Source organism: Bacillus cereus group sp. MYBKT14-1, assembly GCF_051915185.1.
GTDB classification, from domain to species: domain Bacteria; phylum Bacillota; class Bacilli; order Bacillales; family Bacillaceae_G; genus Bacillus_A; species Bacillus_A cereus.
In genome coordinates, this window is the sequence record NZ_JBQAEF010000002.1 from 110093 (window position 1) to 128860 (window position 18768).

An 18768-nucleotide genomic window follows, 5' to 3' on the forward strand; every position below is an offset into this window, starting at 1 on the left:
AAGTTTGTGAACTAAACATAAAATTTTATATTGATTTCAAAAAACTTAAGTTGTAATATTTAGAAAAATAAAAAAAGAGGTCGATTCGTTATGATGCGAAAATTAACAAAGAAAGATCATGAACAAGTATTCGCTTACCTAAAAGAAGAAGCAGCCCTTAACTTGTTTATTATTGGAGATATTGAAGCTTTCAGTTATGACACAGATTTTCAAGAACTATGGGGCGTATTTAAAGAGAATGGAACATTAAAATCAATTCTACTCCGATTCCACGATTCATTTATACCCTATAGTAAAGAAGAATTTATTACCACTGATTATGAGGCACTTCTTTCCACATATAAGCCGCTTAAACTCTCTGGTAAGTCAACTATTGTAGAAAATTTTGAAACTGCTCCAAGTCTACAATTAGGCGTCAAAAATGAAATGTATTTTTGTGAATGTCTAAATGACAACAACTTACCTAGCACACCAATTCATGAAACAATTAAACTTGCCTCACTAGATGATGTAGAGCGAATTATGCAATTGCGAGGTAACATTGCTGAATTTCCAGTTGTTAATGAATCAGAGAAAATATTAAGACAAGCTCTCAAAACAAATACAGGACGCACATATTATATTGAAAAAGACGGTGCTATCATCGCATCCGCCTCTACTTCCGCTGAAAATTCATTATCCGCTATGGTAGTTGGTGTATGTACACACCCGAATTATCGCGGAAATGGTTACGCTTCACTCATATTACAAAAAATGATCCAAGACTTTACGAAAGAAGGCCGAACACTTTGTTTATTTTATAACAATCCAGCTGCTGGACGAATTTATAAACGACTAGGATTTAAAGACATTGGAATGTGGACGATGTATCGATAATAAGGGGACTCTATAAGCGGAAATAGTTGTAACCTAGCAGTAAAAGCAGATTATACAAAAACTTTACACCGTTATTATGAAAATGGAAAAACTACTTGCGGAGCAATACTCTAACTAAAACATGTTATGTATTCAAACTAAATTCAGACAGATTAACGGCCCCAATTATTGCATTTACTCCAGTAATCGGGGCGTTTATCCTCAAATTCTTTCCACTATATTTATGAAACATTTATTCCACTTATATCGCTATTATCATTACGTGCAAATGCTCTCCTTAACATTACTGCTTCTTATTATACTGTGCTTTAAAATCAATATATTCCTGTTTCGCATCTTGGTTATTGCCTTGGTGACTATCAAAAGATGTATGTATTTGTGATATGTATTTTACTAACTTGCCTTCATCATTTCTTTTCTTATAATTTATTACAATACTTACTTCCAATATCTGCTTTGAACCATTTTTAGAATCAATATGCAATGCGATTGATCCACCACCATATTCATCATATTGTATTTTCAACTTATCATTAATAATATTTTGAAACTCTGATTCAGTTAGTGTATATCCAACAGTACTAGGCTGACCAAACTTTTTTATATCACCTCCTGGCTTCATCTTTAGTTTCCCTATCCCTTTTAAACGATCTACAATTAAGTTCACGTATGAAACATCCAGACTTGAATCCGTACTTTGTACCTGTCCATTCTCATAACTAATATTTGTACTATAATTAACTTCTTCTTTATAATTTTTATTATCTACTTCCGAGGTAATTTCTTGTATTGTATTTCCATATAAACTTTTATCTTTCGTATTATATATGCCTTTCGAAGTTTGATAGATTGTTTTACTGTGCTCTCCATCTTCCTTTTGCTCATATGTACTATATATACCTCTTTGTTTCACATACGCATATCCATCATCACTAGCGGACATTACCTTTTTCATGTCACCTTCATCCAAAGCTTTGACAAATGGCTCATACTCTATCTTCGTCTCCCCAAAACCACATCCACTTAATAAACTTGATACTATTAACAGAACTATCATCATCCTAGCTTTCTTCTTTAACTTCATACTGACACCCCGTTGATTTCTCTAGGCATTTTTAGGTTCATTACATTCCCATTTTGATAGTAATATAGTTCACCTTTACTTACCGGTATTTATTAACTCATACAGATTATGTTGAAGATACTTTAATTTTTAATAGCATCGATTTTTATACAATCCTTAATTGTTTATATATTCCGTTCGAATTTTCAGAAAGCAAGACTTATTTTATTTCTTTGGCTTGCTTTTTTTCCTTTTCTTCATAAAGCTTTAGTCTTTTCTGACGTTCCCTTTCATGTTCCTCCCATGAAATATAAAATGATGGAAATTTAAATCTACAATAGGCTAATAATTGGAACTCTGCTGCGCCTACGGCTACCGCGTACATGATTAAAGTTCCTCCCGCATACAATCCAAAAATCTTCAGTGTATAATCATTATGCACATAAATTAAAATGAGAAGAGTTAACACATAAATTACAGCACACTTAATTGCAATCCTCTTTGTTTTACTAAAAAATGAAGGGGATTCTTCTCCCGTATTAAATGCCCCTTTACTTGCCTGTCTAAAAGTATCAATAGTCGCTAAAATATGTAATATGACTGCACCTAAAAATAATAACCCAACATACATTAATGTAATTTGATCAATTGAATAATTTGACATTCCCGGGATTATCAACATTGTAAATGTAATAGTACCTAGCTGAAACGCATATAACAGTACCACAAGTGTTTGTAGTTTCTGAAATTTAAATGGCATCTTAGGAAACAGATAAATAATTAAAAAAATTACTTGAAGACTATAAAGCACTAACTCAAGGCTAACAATTATTTTATCAAAGAGAGTCGGGTAATAACTCCAACCAAACCTTATTAACCCTCCAATAAGAAAAAACATTATTAATGAAATAAAAAACATCGTTCCAAACATAAACCCTGTAGCCCAATCGGGGCTTAAGCGATTGTTGCAAGTACTTTTAAATTCATTTAAATCTTCTTCTTTTATATTCCACACCCTGACATTTCACCTTCTATACAGTTTAAATAATTTTCATTCACTAAAATTCTATTACATTCTTAATATTTTTAAGTACATAGATTTTTGTACAACTAAATCCAGATAATCTTTTAGGTATATCATTACCATATTAATTACCATAATCATCTAACCAGAATGCCTTTTGATGGTTCAAGTAGTGTTCTTTTTCCTCAAAAGTTCCAAATATTCTTCTTTCGATTAAGTATAACCGTTTTCATGTCACCTTCATCCAATGCCTTTATTAGACTCTCATACTCTATTTTGATTTACCAGAACTATACGCGCTCAGTAAAACATAACTGTTATCACAATAACTATTTTTTACTACCCCTTTACTCATATCTTCACAACATTTATCGTTCTCAAAATTCAATTAAAATATATTATTTTTGATTTATATACTCTTTTTCATAATTTACATATTCTTTTTTGGAACTTTGATTATTATCTTCCCTGGTATGATAATATGTTGAAATCTCTTGATTGCATTTTATAAGCTTATCTTCTTTTTTTTCTTCATAATTTACCGATATTGTTATTTGTGTTATTCTCATTTGATTTTCTTTTGTATCATTAGGCGTATTAAACTCAATCATCAATATTGCAGAATCAAATTTATCATATTTTAAATTTAACTTATCATTCATTATGCTTTTAAACTGTAATTCAGTTAAATCATAGCTTATTATGCTCGGTTCACTAGATCTTTTTTTATCTTCACTCGGTTTCAATTTACTAAGTTCATTTAATCCTCTAAACATTAATTTTACATATGAAACATTCATAGCTTGATCCTGGGCTACTGAACGGGATTTTTCATTTTTTAAATTTGTACTATAGACCGTTTCTTTTTTGTAATTTTGATTACTACCAACGTTTTTATCATTTTTTATATCAGTAACAACCTTTTGAGTTGTTTTCCCATATAAGTCGTCTTCTTTCACATTATATACTCCATGGGTTGTTTGATATATTATCCTGCTATGTTCACCATCTTCTTTTTCTTCATAAGTACTTTCGCTAGTCTCTTCTTTCACATATGCATATCCATCATCACTCGCAGACATAACCGTTTTCATATCCCCTTCATCCAATGCCTTTACTAATCTCTCATACTCTATTTTTGTTTCCCCGAAACTGCACGCACTTAGTAAAAACGTTACTGTCATTACAATAACTATTTTTTTAACTAACCTTTTACTCATGCCATAATTACACCTTTCCCCTTATTTTATACATTACTTATTATTCAAATATTGTTTTTCATACTCCTCATATCGGGTTTTAGAAGCTTTATCGTTATCTTCTTTACTATTTAAATAGATTGCTATTTTTTGATCATGCCTTATTAATCGGCCTTCTTTATTCTTTTTTTCATATCCCATTGTGATGCTTATTGTAGTGAATTCCATTGGATTTTCTTTTGAATCTTTCGCCGAACTAAATTCCATTAATAATATTGCTTCATCAAATTTATCGTAGTCCGCCTTTAACTTATCATTAATTATTTCTTGAAATTCCGATTCGGTTAAGTAATATGTTACCTTGGATGACTCACTAAATCTTTTTTTATCTTTTTTGGGTCTTAAACTATCTATTCCCTTTAATCTATTAAATATAAATCGAACATTCGAAACATCCAAATTTTGATCTGGACTTTTTGATTGATTATCTTCATATTTAATACTAGTTCTATATACAATCTCTTCTTTTTTTTGCTCACTATTTAATGAACTAGCAATTTCTTGCAAAGTTGTTCCATAGAACTTTTTTTCTTTAATATTGTATACTCCTCCTGTTGTTTGATATACAACGCTAATGCGATTATCATTTTCCGCCCAAAACGTGCTATCCCTAACCTCTTCTTTCACATAAGCATACCCATCATCACTCGCAGACATAACCGTCTTCATATCACCTTCATCCAATGCCTTTACTAATCTCTCATACTCTATATTCGTCTCCCCAAAACCACATCCACTTAATAAATTTGCTATTATTGACAGAACTATCATCATCTTGGCTTTCTTCTTTAACTTCATACTGACACCCCGTTGATTTCTCTAGACATTTTTAAGTTCATTATGTTCCTTTTTGGAAAGTAATACATCTCACCTTTACTTACTGATATTTACTTACTCGTACAGATTATATTGAAGATGCTTTAATTTTTAATAGCATTGATTTATATACAATCCTCAATTGCTTATATATTCTATTCGAATTTTCAGAAACCAAAACTTATTTTATTTCTTTCGCTTTCTTTTCCTCCCTCTCTTTATAACGCTTTAAGAATTCCTGACGTTCCCTTTCATGCTCCTCCCACGAAATATAAAATGATGGAAATTTAAATCTACAATAGGCTAATAATTGGAACTCTGCTGCACCTATGGCTACTGTGTACATTACAAGGGTTCCTGCCATATACCCCACTAAAACCCCTGTTTCATAATTATTATGAAAATAAATTAAAATAAGAAGGGTTAGTACATATATCGTAATACCAATCATTGTATTGTTTTTTATTTTACTAAAAAATGAAGTTGCTCTTTCATCCATACTAAATGCTCCACTCTCTGCTTGTTTAAAGGTATCAATCGTTGTCACCAGATGAACAAAAACTGCTCCTAGGAATAATAAACCCACATACAATAATGTAATTTGATCAATTGAATAATTTGAAATTTCTGGAAGTGTAAATAATGTGAATCCTATAGTTCCTAGCTGAAATGCAAATAATAATATCACAAATGCTTGCAACTTTTGATATTTGAAACGAGCTTTTGGAATTAGATATAGAATGAAAAAGATTACTTGCAAACCATATAACACTAATTCAATACTAACAATTATTTTGTCAAAGAGAGTTGGATAGTAACCCCAGCCAATCTTAATTAATGCTACCAAAATAAAAAGCATGAATAATGAACTATAAACTATTCCTCCAAACATAAACACCATAGAATCTTCTGGGCTTAAGCGATTTCTACATGTTATTTTAAATTCATCTAAATCTTTTTCTTTTATATTCCACATATAATTACACCATCTTTTCTAAAATCATGTAATAACTCTATTTTTGTAGACAAACTGAGAGTAAATAAATGTTTTTGGTATTTCATATTAAACTAACCTTTTTTACTTTTTTTAACAAACACAAAATACAGCGATAGCATTAGTATTAAGCCTATTCCACAAACCAATACACCTCCATATTCTTTCTGGTATAAAAAAATAAACATAATCCGACAATAATAGGTGCTATTACACTTTCAAATAAACCTTTTTCTTTTTTTACAGCTTTAGAATCTTTATTCAAGATATTACATTCCTCCCTTTACTAGTTAATTTATGAATAATGTATTCATTCTATCTTCAATATAAGTTTACGAGTATCATTTATAACTTTCTTTTCAGTTTTTATTTCGCTTTTGTTCTTTCTCTCTTATTCTTTTTCTATTTGCTATAAATTCTTGGCGTTCCTTTTCATGTTGTTCCCACGTAATATTAAATGATGGAAATTTAAAGCGACAATACACCAATAGGACGAATTCTGCTGATACTACAGCGAATATATATAATATTATTGTTTGTGTCACATAAATTGCCATTTCATCAAATGTATAATTAAGGTTTAAAAAAATTAATACAAGTAGAACTATTACACCGATCGTTATTCCAATCAATAAATATAATTTCGTGTTAGTAAAAAATGAGACAGCCGGTCCTTCTAATTTATATCCTCCATGCTTTGCTTTTCTAAAAACATCGATCGTTGCTACAATGTGGGTACAGATTGCTCCTAATAGTATTAAACCGATATAAACCAATGTTTTATTGTCACATGGAAAATCATATATTCCTTCAACAACCATAACTATGAAAGGTAATGTCGCTAACTGAAAAGCATAAAATACAGTTACGATTGTTTGTAGTTTCTGTAATTTAAAAGCAATCTTTTTAGACATGAATAATATTAAAAAAACGAACTCCAAAACATACAACTTAACCTCAGTTTGTACAACTATCTTTTCAAAAGGAGTTAGAGAAATCTTATCACCGTTCAGCAAAACACCTAAAAACATGATGAGCATTGGTATAGAAGTATATACAAAAACTCCCCCATAAAAGATTCTTATATAATCCGGACTTAATCGGTTTTTATTTGTAATTTGAAAAAAACCTAAATCTTCTTCCTTTATTTTAAGCATTCATCTTTCCCCATTTCGACGCAAAACTTATTTTATTTCTTTAGTTTTCTTTTTTTCCTTCTCTTCATAAAGCTTTAGTCTTTTCTGACGCTCTCTTTCATGTTCCTCCCACGAAATATAAAATGATGGAAATTTAAATCTGCAATAGGCTAATAATTGGAACTCTGCTGCACCTATGGCTACCGCGTACATTACAAGAGTTCCTGCTATATACCCTACTAATATCTCTGTTTCATAATCATTATGAAAATAAATTAAAATAAGAAGGATTAGTGCATATACCGTAACACCAATCATTACGTTGTTTTTTGTTTTACTAAAAAATGAAGCTGCCCTTTCATCCATACTAAATGCTCCACTCTCTGCTTGTTTAAAGGTATCAATTGTGGTCACCAGATGAACAAAAACTGCTCCTAGAAACAATAAACCCACATACAATAATGTAATTTGATCAATCGAATAATTTGAAATTGCTGGAAGTATAAACAATGTGAATCCTATAGTTCCCAGCTGAAATGTACATAATAATATCACAAGCGCTTGCAACTTTTGACATTTAAAACGAACTTTTGGAAATAGATATAGAATTAAAAAGATTACTTGCAAGGTATATAAAACTAATTCAATACAAACAATTATTTTGTCAAAGAGATTTGGATAATAACCCCAGCCAAATTTAACTAATGCTCCAAAAATAAAAAGCATGAATAATGAACTATAAACAGTTGCGCCAAGTATAAACACCATGGAGCGTTCTGGACTTAAACGATTTCTACATGTTATTTTAAATTCATCTAAATCTTTTTCTTTTATATTCCACATTCAGTTTTTCACCTTCTATACAGTTTAAATAATTTTCATTCACTAAATTCCCATTACATTCGTAACTTTTTTAAGTATCTTCATCTTTTGTATAACTAAATTTAGATAATCTTGTATGTATATCATCACTACATTAATTGCCGTACATAATCCGAATGCTTTTGATAGTACAAATAGCCTTCTTTCTCCTCAAAAGCTCTAAATATTCTTCTCTCTTTCACTTAACCATATCCCTCATACTCTATTTTTGTTTCTCTGAAATTGCACTCACTTAGTAAAAACGTTACTGTTATCACAATTGTATCTTCAGAAAGTTGATAACCTCCCATCGACAATATGCTAGGAGGTTATTACAGTTATTTAAAATTTGATTTTTATTTTAATGGATTCGATTTTTGCAAATAATAATGTTATTTAATTTGAGAGAAGCGAATACTAAAAACATACTGCTTAATAACTCGTAATTAAGTCTTTCCCCTCATATCTAGGGTCTTTCTCAACTTTACCATCTTTTGTTTTGATGACTTTTAGTCTACCTAACCACTCTGCTCCGTTATATGTCTCTTCACTTACCCATACATTATGCTTTTTACCATCTACCTCAACTACTAATGTGGGGTGTGTAAACATGAATTCCTTCTCTACATGCCTACCTACAATTTCTGCATTTAATGATGTACCTTCTTCAACTAATTTACTATTTTGATACCCTTCGATAATAGGTAATCCAATAAATACAAAAAATATCAGTCCAAATACGATTACTTTCTTCTTTGTACTCCATTTATTCTTTTCTTTCAATTCTTTCTGTCTCGCTTCTCTTTCTTCGCGTTCATCCAAACTCTCATTTAAAGCATCTTCCCATGCCTTAATTTCCGCTTCGATTTCTGCTTCAGCTCTTGCTAGTTTTTGTAATTGTTCATCGGTTGCTACCATCTCATATGAGTTATCTCCAACCAAACGAATTTCAGTACCATTTTCTTTTACTTTTCGCAAGTCTTTTTCTGTACAATTAAACTCTCGAATGATTTCCCCTTGTGTGTTTACCAATCTAACGTAAATGTTTTTTTCTCCTTCTTCTTAAACATCTGCACTCCCCCTTATTTGTTTCCTATCATAGATAACCCTATTGCAATTAAGAGAAAGAAAACGATAATAAGGAAAGTCTTCCCTTTGCTTACTTGTGTTGTAGAACCTTCCAAGACAGCCCATATAAAAATTGGGAATTCACATAATCTTGCTTCGCTTTCCTCTTTAACTTCATACTGTCACCAGTTACTCTAGGCATTTTTAGTTTCATTACGTTCCCTTATTGTTTCTATCATAAATCCTAAAGCATCCTCAGGACTCCAACGATGTTTACATATCATCTAGAATTTATCTGAATCTTCTTTTACATTCCGCATTCAAGTGTCCCACCTTTAACTACATTCATTTAAATCATGTAGATTAAATATAAAAACCTTCTCATTTTAATGAAAAGAGAAGGTTTTCTTGCTGTTATACATTCATGCCATATTCAAAACTTTCCCTCTTGAAATAACGTATTATAGTTAATCTTTTTAATTTTATTTTCACTATTAATTTAGGCATTTTTACTTTTCTTAAAAAACACCACATATGCAAATAATGACGAGATTAAGAGAAATACACCTGCCCCTATACCCTCATATATTTTAAAATAAACAGCAGCAATTATCACAAATATTGACATTATTATTATTAGAATCATTGTATATTTCACTATAAATTCTAACGCTTTATAGATAGATACTATTGTCCTTTCAAAAAAACTTTTCTCTGTTTCCGAAATATTCCGATTTTTATCCAAAATAACACCTTTCCCTCTTTCCAAATTGACTTTCGAATAAATTTTCCCTTTCAAAATAAGAACAAAGCGAACTGCAGAACGTAACTACTCCCCATACAGATTGACCCAACTGAAAAATCTCATGTCGAACTATTCAATCAATTGCATATAGATTTTAGAATAAAAAAACCTCCTCATTCTAACGAGAAGAGAAGGTTTTATTTATGTTATTTCCCCAAACCCTATTCAAAACTATCTCTTTTATGATATTTCATGATGTTTCCATATGTTAAAAGTCACAAGCTTAAAATATTATTCTTCATTAAATACAGCAATCTTCACTTCAACATACTGTAAAGACTCATCACCGCTAAACACATGATAAATTGGCGAGGCTAAATTCAGGTTATTATCCTCCATATACTGAAGCATTTCACCATATACCTGCTCTGTTAATTTTTCATAATCTCCCGTATATCGTTTCATGAGCATCTCATCAACATAATAATAGCTCCTAAATTGAAGTGTTTCTGATGTTGGAATTTTATCTTCATTTACTGGCATGAATAATTCAACGTACATATTTTCATCAGATGGTATATTTTTCAAAGCATAAAACATCGGACCTTTTACTGTTAAATTCGCTGTTGCAATTTCTGACATAAAATGTTCAATTGCTTCTTCCATATCTTCGTAATGAAAATAGTACTCTTTCGAAACAACATTTGTATATGCAATACTTTGTCCTTCAATTATCATTTTATTGTTTCACCTACTTCTATAATAGGAGCATAAATATCTAGCCACATGTCACCGTATACGTCTAAACATACGTGATAAAAACCGTTATCTAATTTAATATGATGCTGTTCTGCAAACTCATGTATTAAATTATAAGCCTCCTCAATATCACCATCTTCATCAGTAAATCGAACACTTAATGCCTCTTCAATAATTAATCCATCAACGTATTCATATGCAGAATTCTCTCCTAATTTAACACGCTCATTTACTGGAACAGAATACGTATATTCACCGTACTCTGGTTCATTTTCCAATGGCTGATATTTAAAAAGAACGGGACCTACTGCATATATTCCATTATGAACAACTTGATTTCTCAGTGCGATAGCAGGTAATAACCAATCTTCTTTTTTTACAATTTGAGTAATACTAATTAAATTTAAAAGTGATAATGCTTTATATTGAATTTTCATAATAACTACTCCTTTTACTATACTTTCTCTTGGCTATATTTTTTATGTTTCTTCAAATGTCACTTACGCTCTCCTTCATATTCCTTCCACATTATAGTAAATGACGAACATTTAAATCTACTATACTCATTTCCTTTACGCCTTACGTTTTGATTTACCTTTTTTATTTTTCTTTTGATATCTTGGAGACTCTCTTTTATGTTGCTCCCACGATATGTTAAATGAAGGGAATTTAAATCTGCAATACGCTAATAGCTGAAATTCAGCTGCACCGATGGCTATCGTATACATTAAAACAGTACCTACCACATACATAACTAAAAAATCAATCGTATAATCATGTTGAAAACACAACAAAATAAGAAGTATTAATACGTATATTGTAGCTCCCTTTATCACATTTCCTTTTGTTTTAGTAAAAAACGAACTGGACCTTTCATCGCTACTAAACGCTCCTTCACTTGCCTGTTTAAATGTATCAATCGTTGACACAATATGAACAATAACTGCCCCTAAAAATAATAGCCCTGTATATATCCTACCATTTGAATTATCAGCCATTTCAGAAACAATCGAAACTGCAAATAATATTGTTCCGAGTTGAAACGCATAAAGTAATATGACTAGTGTTTGTAATTTTTGAAGTTTAAAACACGCTTTCGGAAATAGAAATATAATTAAAAATATAATTTGAATACTAAATAACACAATTTCGGTCTTAACAATTGTTCTATCAAAAAAATTGTTATAGTAATCCAAACCTCCTACAAGAATAACAAACATAAATATCGAAATATAAAATATTGTTCCAAGCATAAATCCCACAGCACTTTCAGGGCTTAAACGTTGTCTACATGTCATTCTAAATTTATCTAATTCTTCCTCTTTTATATTCCACATCATCCTATATGCACCTCTCGTGTAGTCTAATTACCAAAATACAGTTTTAAGTTTTTCTGTTACCTTTCCAGTTACATTTTTAATTCCTTTTTTAGTAATATCAATGATATTGTCCTTACCACCAAGTGCTTTCCATTTGTAATTCAGTCCCGCCGTAGCAACCACTGCAACACCAGCCCCAACCACAGTACCAAGCGGCGGAAGGAAAAACGATCCTGCTACAGCACCAGCTGCCATCGCTCCAGCATTTGCTCCAATATCTACAGCTGAATCTGTTGCTATATCTACTACATCTTTTAACTGCCAACCATCTTTTCTATCATCTACACCTTGCTTAGCGTCTACAACATTACCTCCAACTGACACAACCGCTCCAAAAATACCTGCTCCTTTCAATATCCCCCCTGCTTTACCCAGGCCTTTAAACGATTCTTTCCATTTCATAGGGTTAATATCCTTTAAGCCGTCTGCCCAAGCGGCTTTAAATGAACTCAGTCCTTTTTTCCCAATCGCGGTAGGCAATCCTTGGTTCACCCGATCCATCCGAAAATCTGCGTAATTTTGAAACTCTGGTAATTTATAAATATTTCTGCGTGCCTTTTTTATTTGTTCCTTTGTTGTTTTCAAACCCTCGAATTTAAATTCTAATTTATCCTTTAAATATTTGAATAAAACGTCATCTTTATTATCCATTTTAAGTATTCTTTCTGCTAAAACCATATCTTCTTTCTTAAGAGTCGATAATGTATATGCCCCTTTACCTTTTCGGCCTTTAGGATCAAAAAGGACTTCCAAACCCAATTTCTTTGTAACATAATGCATACGTATGTAGGCATTTAAAGTAGCCTTAGCTCCCTTGTTCCCAATATCAAACTTAGTCATGCCATCTGCCAATCCCTTAATGATATTTCCAATTGATGTGTCAGCTAATAACTTCCCTATTGAAGCGATAGACAAATTCCCATTATTCACTTTTATTTGTTTCATTCCCTCATCTATCTTACGCATTAATTCATCAAACTCTTGCAGGTCACTTTGCTTACTATTATAAGTCTCTAATTTTTCTAATGTATCACTGATTTCTTTTTGGCTTTTTACAGCGCCTTCAGTGATGCTTGATGATGATGGATATTGAATTGCGACGATGTCACTAATCGTACCTACTGTTTTTTTCGCCTCTTCATTAGAGTGGCTAAATCCCTCACTATATCCATTAACTTTTTTCTTTACATCATCCAAATAACTTCCATGAATTTTTGCATCTGCATCACTGTCAACCTCATTGTTAAACTCCTCTATTGCTTTTTGAAATTGACTTTTTAACATTTCCGTTGTAACTGTAAATCCAGTGATAACAGCTCCATGAACTGTAGATAAATGATTCTTAATAGTATCAGCAGCTTTCCCTTGAAAAGAGTTAATTTGTGTAAAGTCCTCTATTTTTTGCTGCAATGTTTCCAAATGTTGATTTAACTCTTCAGCACTTGAATTAAACCGCTCTTGCAGTTCTTTTACTTCTTGTAACTCTATGATTTTGCTCATATTTTCCCCCTCCTATCCCTTTACATAGCACGGTGAGCTGAACTGTCTTTCAAATCTTTTCCAAGCTTTTCATCTTGCTGAACCATTTCTTGTCCTGTTTGCTGAATTCTACTAATATCCTTTTGTAGTATTTGTTCATATTGCTGCACTTTTTTTGATAACTTTTCAATCGCTTCACAATATTTTTTCAGTTTACTTAAATTCGTACGATGTAACTGCATACCATTAAATTTAGTCTTACCTAAATCACTAGCACCACTTTTCAAATCACTTACTTTCGCATCAAATACCCCTTTATTTAATTTAATTTCCCCCATTTATCATTTCCCCGCCTTCTGTACTTCTACTTGAATACTAGCGTCAACCATTGAAACACTTCTACTTAAAGAAAGAATACTAGACTCACATGTAGCGATTTCTCTTTCAAGCCGCCGTATAGCTTGATCAATGTCTTCTTGCACTCTCCCTAGTTCTCCGATAAACTTCCCTAAATTCGAAATGACTTGTTGTTCATACGTTTCTTTAAAAGTAGTTGCTCTTTGCCCTTTCCAACTACTCTCGTTTATTTCTAAAGACTTAAACTGCTCTTGATTTTGTTTAATTGCTTCAAGATTATTTACAAATTTCCCCTTAGCAGTTATTAGCCTTCGTAGTTTCATTTGTAATTCAGCCAATTGCCCTTGTTGATGACTTATACTACTTAATAAACCAGATTTTTGACTATTTAATTCCTCTATCTCCATGCAAATCCCCCCTTAAATAGTTGGCACTTTAATTCTAGTAGCAAAACGATTTTCAACAAAATACCCTTCAAATGGGTTTAACTTTGTACTACTTAAATCTTTATTAGATACATCGAAGACCATTTGGCCTGATGATTTTCTAAGTAAAATAACATGAGATTGCGTTTTTATTGTTTTTGAAACTAAGTCGTATCGACTGTCAATTGAATCGACATCACAGCCAATTATGAAGTGGATGCCCATAAATGCACCATTTGTTATTAATTCCGCTAAACTATATATATCGCTTTCTTCTAAATTACTTAAAATATCATTTACATCTGCAATTACGATTACAATCGGCTTAAATTTCTTAATAAATTCTGCCGGGTTCACTGTTTCACTTGATGCTTCCTGCTCCTCTTTAAACGCCGCTTCTCTCGATTTATAAGCGTTTGTAACTTGTTTAATCGTTTTCTCAATTCCTGTTTTTTCAGCTACATATAAAGCAGCGCTCTCTCTATAGTTTGAGAAATTTCGTGTTCTTGTATCAATTAAACCTAGGTCAAAGTGTCCACTGTCTGCTAACTGTTGAAGGAATTGATGAACTACATTTTCAACTTCATCTTTCTTAATTCCCCCTACAACAATATTAGACGCTTCCGTTAAATCTAATTCGAGAGGCGTAACGTTTTCTGTCTCTACACCAAATGTTAGTTTGCCTGCTTCAATAATTTTTCTTGTTTCTGGCCATGCAATAAATTCCTTGTATTCCAGAACTTCAGGTACCATAGGAATTGCTTTCGGTCTTTCTCCATCCCAGAAGGAATCCATCTCTTTTCCTTCAGCTTGTATATTTTCAATTCGAGTAAGGACATCTTCTCCATTTGTCGGTAAAGCTGTTTGGAAGATTGTTGGTTCGTCAATTTTAACTAAACCACGGCCTGCTAATTCTTCAATTTTTAACTCTGTTCTTCCTACAATAGCTCTAGATTCTGCCTCATCTATCATATATAGAGCAATTTGTAGTTTAATATTTGTATTTACTTGTACTCTCAATGCATTTTGACGTGTAGCCGTAAGCATTAAATGAATTCCTACCGCTGCCCCTTCACGTACAATTTGTGCAACAATGCGTTCAAAGTCTTCGACAAATCCAGCTTCTCTAACAGCATCATAGTTATCTAACGTAATTAATATTGTTGGTAATACTTCTTTACTAGCTCTCTCATACATTTCAAGACTCGCAACGCCATATTTACTTAGCAATTGCTTTCTATCTTTTAATAGGTCTTCTATGCGACGAAGAAATTTCTCGCATTTTTCAACTTGATCTAATGTAATGAGGTCTGCCACATGCGGTAATGATTTTAATGGCATTAAACCGTTCGTTCCGAAGTCTAATAAATACACATGCAAATGCTCCGGACTATGCTGACGAGCTACATCCATAATGACTGATTGTAAGAATGTTGATTTTCCGTAGCCTGGACTTGAGAAGACCGCTACGTGTCCGTCTTTACTAATATCTAGTGTTAATGGTGTTTGTGATTGTAATTCAGGCTGATCTAGTAGACCAACTGTTGCTTGTAATGGTTTCTTTTCTTTCGTCCATGCTTCTTTGAACTGAATAGCATGAAAGTCTTGTAAATATACGCTTTCTGGAAGTGGTGGTAACCACGGTCTTGCTAACGCTTCAATTTCATTTATTTCTGCGTAATCGTGAATGTAGTCAATAACAGCATCCAGTTCAGATGGTACGCTTATTACTTCTTTACTGCTACCAAGGCCACTTAAATCTTCACTTAATATTTCATATTGTCCTAGATCATTTATTGCATAGATTGTTGCGTCTAAATGTTCTTTATCCTCTTTGTTTTCTACATAGTCTGCTCCGCTCCAGGCTGATTGGAATAGTTCATAAATTTCATTATTCCCAACTTGTAAGTAAGCACGTCCTGGTAATGTAATTTCAGCAGCATCTGGTGTTTTTAAAATTTCATTACTATCTGACGTATTTTGAACTTTTAATGCTAATTTGAATTTCGAGTTACTCCAAATTTGATCATCTACAACACCACTCGGTTTTTGCGTAGCTAATATTAAATGGATTCCGAGCGAACGACCGATACGCGCTGTTGAAACTAACTCTTTCATAAATTCTGGTTGTTCTGACTTCAGTTCCGCGAATTCATCACTAATTAAAAATAGATGCGGCATCGGCTCACTTACTAAGCCTTCTTTATACAGTTTTTGATACTGATTAATATGGTTTACATCATTTTCACCAAATAATCGTTGTCTTTTCTGTAATTCAGCTTTAATTGATGCGAGCGCTCTCATACTTTGTGCTCCATCTAAGTTCGTAATTGTTCCTAATAAATGCGGTAAGTTTTTGAATAAATTCGCCATTCCGCCGCCTTTATAGTCAATTAGTAAAAAGGCTACTTCGTACGGGTGGAAATTGACTGCTAGAGATAAAATATACGATTGTATAATTTCCGATTTACCTGAACCTGTTGTACCTGCTATTAATCCGTGTGGTCCGTGTGCTTTTTCGTGTAAGTTTAAGTTTACGATATCTTCTTTACCACGTAATCCAAGTGGTACAGCTAAAGATTTATGCGCTGCATTTTTCTCCCAACGACTTGTGATATTCAGTTCTTTTACTTTTTCAACGCCGTACATTTCTAAAAATGTTACGCTTTCTGGAATACTATTTTTTAAGTTTTGCAAATGATTTAATGGTGCTAATGCCCGTGAAATATCTTCTAAATTGAATCCTTTTGGCACATGATTTAGTTTAAATTGACGGTTAACAAGTTCTCCTTGCTCTAAGATGATGTTCCCTTGTTTTGCATCTCTTATATCTATTACCGTTTTCACATGCTCCGGTAAACTTTGCATAACATCTTGTACAAATACAAGTGATACACCTAATTGACTCGGATCATCATTAAAGAATTCCATAACAACATGGTCTAATATTAGTTTTTCATCTGTAATGAGAACGACATAGTGCGGTGCAAAGTACATTTTTTCATTAGTAGAACTTTTTTCATCTAGTTTTAATTTTCGTTCTTTCAATATTTGATACAAACTATTTAACACTTGATCACGGCTACGATCATGGTATACAAATCCACGTACATTTATATCGCGAACACTTCCATGAGGTAACCAGCGCATCCAATCCCATTTTTCTTTTTCTTCTTCCGGAAAAATAGTAATAAACTGCAAGTCATAATAACTATGGAATAAAGCCGTTTGTGCAACTAATAATTGTAATTGCTCTAACACTAAAGAGCGTTGACCAATATAACCGACTGGTCCATTCATTAAATCTGTTACAACTGGTACATCTTCCAACGATAGATAACGCTGTCTTAGTTCACGTGCTATATCAATTAATTCATCTTTCGTTTGACTAAATTCTTCTTCATTAAATTGAATTTCAAAACTCGTATTAGCTTGTCCTGTTCCAACGCTAAATGTTAAGAAATCATGATGTAACATTGTTTTTTCATAAATTCGAGGATTTACTTGAACTGCCATATTACGTATTACTTCTACATTTGGATTGTGATAATGTAATGCGTGACGCTGTTTTTCACTTTCTGCATGTAAATCTTTCGTTTTTTGTTTTATATACTCTCTATAGCTTTTATCTCGTTCAACAATATCGACTTTATATTGCTTTAAATTTTTTATATACGATGTGACAGAAACAATGATTGTTACTAATGTCATCGCAATCGATGCGATAATAAACATTCCATATTTCATGAAAATAGCAAGTAATACGGTTACGACAATCATTACAAGTGAAGGTGCAATGATTCTTGCTAAATGCTCCGTTGGTTTTGATGGCATACTTGAAGGCTTTGCAATTGTCATTTTCTCTTCTGGTTCACGGTAAATAATACGTGGTGAACGATGATAGTCTGGATAACCACTTTGATAATTCGTTTCTGATTCTACTAAAATAGGTAACGCAGATTTCACTTTATCTTCTGAAGAAAGTACTTGAATGTCTTCACTACCAATCTCCAATAAAATACCATCAAAATATAATACGTCTCCTGATTCCAACATAACGCTATCTTTTAACTTCGTATAATTATGAAATACATCCCCGCCATACACGTTCACTTTAAAAGAATCGTACAACGTTTCGCGAGATAGCATTAAATCTACACTAGTCCCGGTAATAGAAATATCATCGTAATCGTTTTGACTCACTGTAAGAGAATGTTTCGTTCCAATATCAAACACTTTAGTTGTGCCAACAATAGATATAAAGATTTTCAAGCTCACATCTCTTGTTTTCCCAATCTCAATTTCCTTATTGAATTCTATTAATTGATCCTGTACCATCCAAGCATTTACTTCATTATTCCACTTTAACTCTACTTCTTGTTCTAAACTTGGATTCGTAATATCATTTGTCCACTCTTTTCCAATCGACACTATTGATTGCTCATTTGGATGTAATGTGCACTTATATATTTTGTCTCCATAAGTCAATACTAATAGTTGCTCCATCCGTGTTCACTGCTCCTTTTC

At 32.3% G+C, this 18768-nt stretch carries 17 protein-coding genes and 2 pseudogenes; 1 reads left to right on the top strand and 18 read right to left on the bottom strand.

From position 1 onward, the window contains the following. The first annotated feature begins 90 nt into the window (after positions 1-90). The gene (locus ACTFO4_RS07105; RefSeq protein ID WP_440013574.1) at positions 91-876 is read left to right on the top strand and encodes a GNAT family N-acetyltransferase; all 786 of its coding nucleotides are present in this window, start codon (positions 91-93) and stop codon (positions 874-876) included. Between the two features lie 283 nt (positions 877-1159). On the opposite strand, the gene ACTFO4_RS07110 is transcribed toward ACTFO4_RS07105, so the two are convergent. From ACTFO4_RS07110 to essC, 18 genes and pseudogenes are all read right to left on the bottom strand, one after another. Beyond that, on the bottom strand, positions 1160-1960 hold the full coding sequence (locus ACTFO4_RS07110) for a DUF3952 domain-containing protein (RefSeq protein WP_208328181.1): 801 nt from the start codon (positions 1958-1960) through the stop codon (positions 1160-1162). A 199-nt stretch (positions 1961-2159) separates the two neighbouring features. Beyond that, positions 2160-2954, bottom strand: a complete 795-nt coding sequence (locus tag ACTFO4_RS07115; RefSeq protein ID WP_166695019.1) for a hypothetical protein — start codon at positions 2952-2954, stop codon at positions 2160-2162. Positions 2955-3181: 227 nt separating this feature from the next. Then, positions 3182-3275: pseudogene (locus ACTFO4_RS07120) on the bottom strand (DUF3952 domain-containing protein); the annotation flags it as partial. Between the two features lie 86 nt (positions 3276-3361). Continuing rightward, positions 3362-4183: a DUF3952 domain-containing protein gene (locus ACTFO4_RS07125; RefSeq protein ID WP_087948413.1), complete on the bottom strand. Its 822-nt coding sequence runs from the start codon at positions 4181-4183 to the stop codon at positions 3362-3364. Between the two features lie 33 nt (positions 4184-4216). Next, on the bottom strand, positions 4217-5020 hold the full coding sequence (locus ACTFO4_RS07130) for a DUF3952 domain-containing protein (RefSeq protein WP_000768460.1): 804 nt from the start codon (positions 5018-5020) through the stop codon (positions 4217-4219). Positions 5021-5219: 199 nt separating this feature from the next. After that, a complete protein-coding gene (locus ACTFO4_RS07135) occupies positions 5220-6014 on the bottom strand; it encodes a hypothetical protein (RefSeq protein WP_440013572.1) in 795 nt (264 codons plus the stop codon). Positions 6015-6106: 92 nt separating this feature from the next. Next, positions 6107-6297, bottom strand: a pseudogene (locus tag ACTFO4_RS07140) (hypothetical protein). Between the two features lie 94 nt (positions 6298-6391). Next, on the bottom strand, positions 6392-7189 hold the full coding sequence (locus ACTFO4_RS07145; protein WP_440013571.1) for a hypothetical protein: 798 nt from the start codon (positions 7187-7189) through the stop codon (positions 6392-6394). 27 nt (positions 7190-7216) lie between these two features. Further along, positions 7217-8011 (bottom strand): hypothetical protein, encoded by a 795-nt coding sequence (locus ACTFO4_RS07150; RefSeq protein WP_000267181.1) that lies wholly within the window; start codon positions 8009-8011, stop codon positions 7217-7219. 450 nt (positions 8012-8461) lie between these two features. Continuing rightward, positions 8462-9007, bottom strand: coding sequence for a hypothetical protein (locus ACTFO4_RS07155; protein ID WP_050427193.1), 546 nt, complete (start codon positions 9005-9007; stop codon positions 8462-8464). Positions 9008-9596: 589 nt separating this feature from the next. Then, positions 9597-9842, bottom strand: coding sequence for a hypothetical protein (locus ACTFO4_RS07160; RefSeq protein ID WP_025921923.1), 246 nt, complete (start codon positions 9840-9842; stop codon positions 9597-9599). A 291-nt stretch (positions 9843-10133) separates the two neighbouring features. Continuing rightward, positions 10134-10580, bottom strand: a complete 447-nt coding sequence (locus tag ACTFO4_RS07165) for a DUF5085 family protein (RefSeq protein WP_000582718.1) — start codon at positions 10578-10580, stop codon at positions 10134-10136. Next, the gene (locus tag ACTFO4_RS07170) at positions 10577-11038 is read right to left on the bottom strand and encodes a DUF5085 family protein (RefSeq protein ID WP_000701784.1); all 462 of its coding nucleotides are present in this window, start codon (positions 11036-11038) and stop codon (positions 10577-10579) included. The genes ACTFO4_RS07165 and ACTFO4_RS07170 overlap by 4 nt, the downstream gene beginning before the upstream one ends. A gap of 135 nt (positions 11039-11173) precedes the next feature. After that, positions 11174-11938: a hypothetical protein gene (locus ACTFO4_RS07175; protein WP_025921922.1), complete on the bottom strand. Its 765-nt coding sequence runs from the start codon at positions 11936-11938 to the stop codon at positions 11174-11176. A gap of 30 nt (positions 11939-11968) precedes the next feature. After that, positions 11969-13480, bottom strand: coding sequence for a T7SS effector LXG polymorphic toxin (locus ACTFO4_RS07180; protein ID WP_000034620.1), 1512 nt, complete (start codon positions 13478-13480; stop codon positions 11969-11971). A gap of 20 nt (positions 13481-13500) precedes the next feature. Continuing rightward, a complete protein-coding gene (locus ACTFO4_RS07185; RefSeq protein WP_000503886.1) occupies positions 13501-13797 on the bottom strand; it encodes a TIGR04197 family type VII secretion effector in 297 nt (98 codons plus the stop codon). 3 nt (positions 13798-13800) lie between these two features. Continuing rightward, complete coding sequence (locus tag ACTFO4_RS07190; RefSeq protein WP_440013569.1) at positions 13801-14223, bottom strand: YwqH-like family protein; 423 nt, start codon at positions 14221-14223, stop codon at positions 13801-13803. Between the two features lie 12 nt (positions 14224-14235). Beyond that, on the bottom strand, positions 14236-18747 hold the full coding sequence (essC, locus tag ACTFO4_RS07195) for a type VII secretion protein EssC (protein ID WP_000436734.1): 4512 nt from the start codon (positions 18745-18747) through the stop codon (positions 14236-14238). Between the last annotated feature and the right edge of the window lie 21 nt (positions 18748-18768).

Excerpts from the sequence above, each read along its gene's own strand:
- ACTFO4_RS07105 (WP_440013574.1), top strand. The coding sequence starts at position 91 with ATGATGCGAAAATTAACAAAGAAAGATCATGAACAAGTATTCGCTTAC.
- ACTFO4_RS07110 (WP_208328181.1), bottom strand. The coding sequence starts at position 1,960 with ATGAAGTTAAAGAAGAAAGCTAGGATGATGATAGTTCTGTTAATAGTA.
- ACTFO4_RS07125 (WP_087948413.1), bottom strand. The coding sequence starts at position 4,183 with ATGAGTAAAAGGTTAGTTAAAAAAATAGTTATTGTAATGACAGTAACG.
- ACTFO4_RS07130 (WP_000768460.1), bottom strand. The coding sequence starts at position 5,020 with ATGAAGTTAAAGAAGAAAGCCAAGATGATGATAGTTCTGTCAATAATA.
- ACTFO4_RS07135 (WP_440013572.1), bottom strand. The coding sequence starts at position 6,014 with ATGTGGAATATAAAAGAAAAAGATTTAGATGAATTTAAAATAACATGT.
- ACTFO4_RS07145 (WP_440013571.1), bottom strand. The coding sequence starts at position 7,189 with ATGCTTAAAATAAAGGAAGAAGATTTAGGTTTTTTTCAAATTACAAAT.
- ACTFO4_RS07150 (WP_000267181.1), bottom strand. The coding sequence starts at position 8,011 with ATGTGGAATATAAAAGAAAAAGATTTAGATGAATTTAAAATAACATGT.
- ACTFO4_RS07165 (WP_000582718.1), bottom strand. The coding sequence starts at position 10,580 with ATGATAATTGAAGGACAAAGTATTGCATATACAAATGTTGTTTCGAAA.
- ACTFO4_RS07170 (WP_000701784.1), bottom strand. The coding sequence starts at position 11,038 with ATGAAAATTCAATATAAAGCATTATCACTTTTAAATTTAATTAGTATT.
- ACTFO4_RS07175 (WP_025921922.1), bottom strand. The coding sequence starts at position 11,938 with ATGTGGAATATAAAAGAGGAAGAATTAGATAAATTTAGAATGACATGT.
- ACTFO4_RS07180 (WP_000034620.1), bottom strand. The coding sequence starts at position 13,480 with ATGAGCAAAATCATAGAGTTACAAGAAGTAAAAGAACTGCAAGAGCGG.
- ACTFO4_RS07185 (WP_000503886.1), bottom strand. The coding sequence starts at position 13,797 with ATGGGGGAAATTAAATTAAATAAAGGGGTATTTGATGCGAAAGTAAGT.
- ACTFO4_RS07190 (WP_440013569.1), bottom strand. The coding sequence starts at position 14,223 with ATGGAGATAGAGGAATTAAATAGTCAAAAATCTGGTTTATTAAGTAGT.
- essC (WP_000436734.1), bottom strand. The coding sequence starts at position 18,747 with ATGGAGCAACTATTAGTATTGACTTATGGAGACAAAATATATAAGTGC.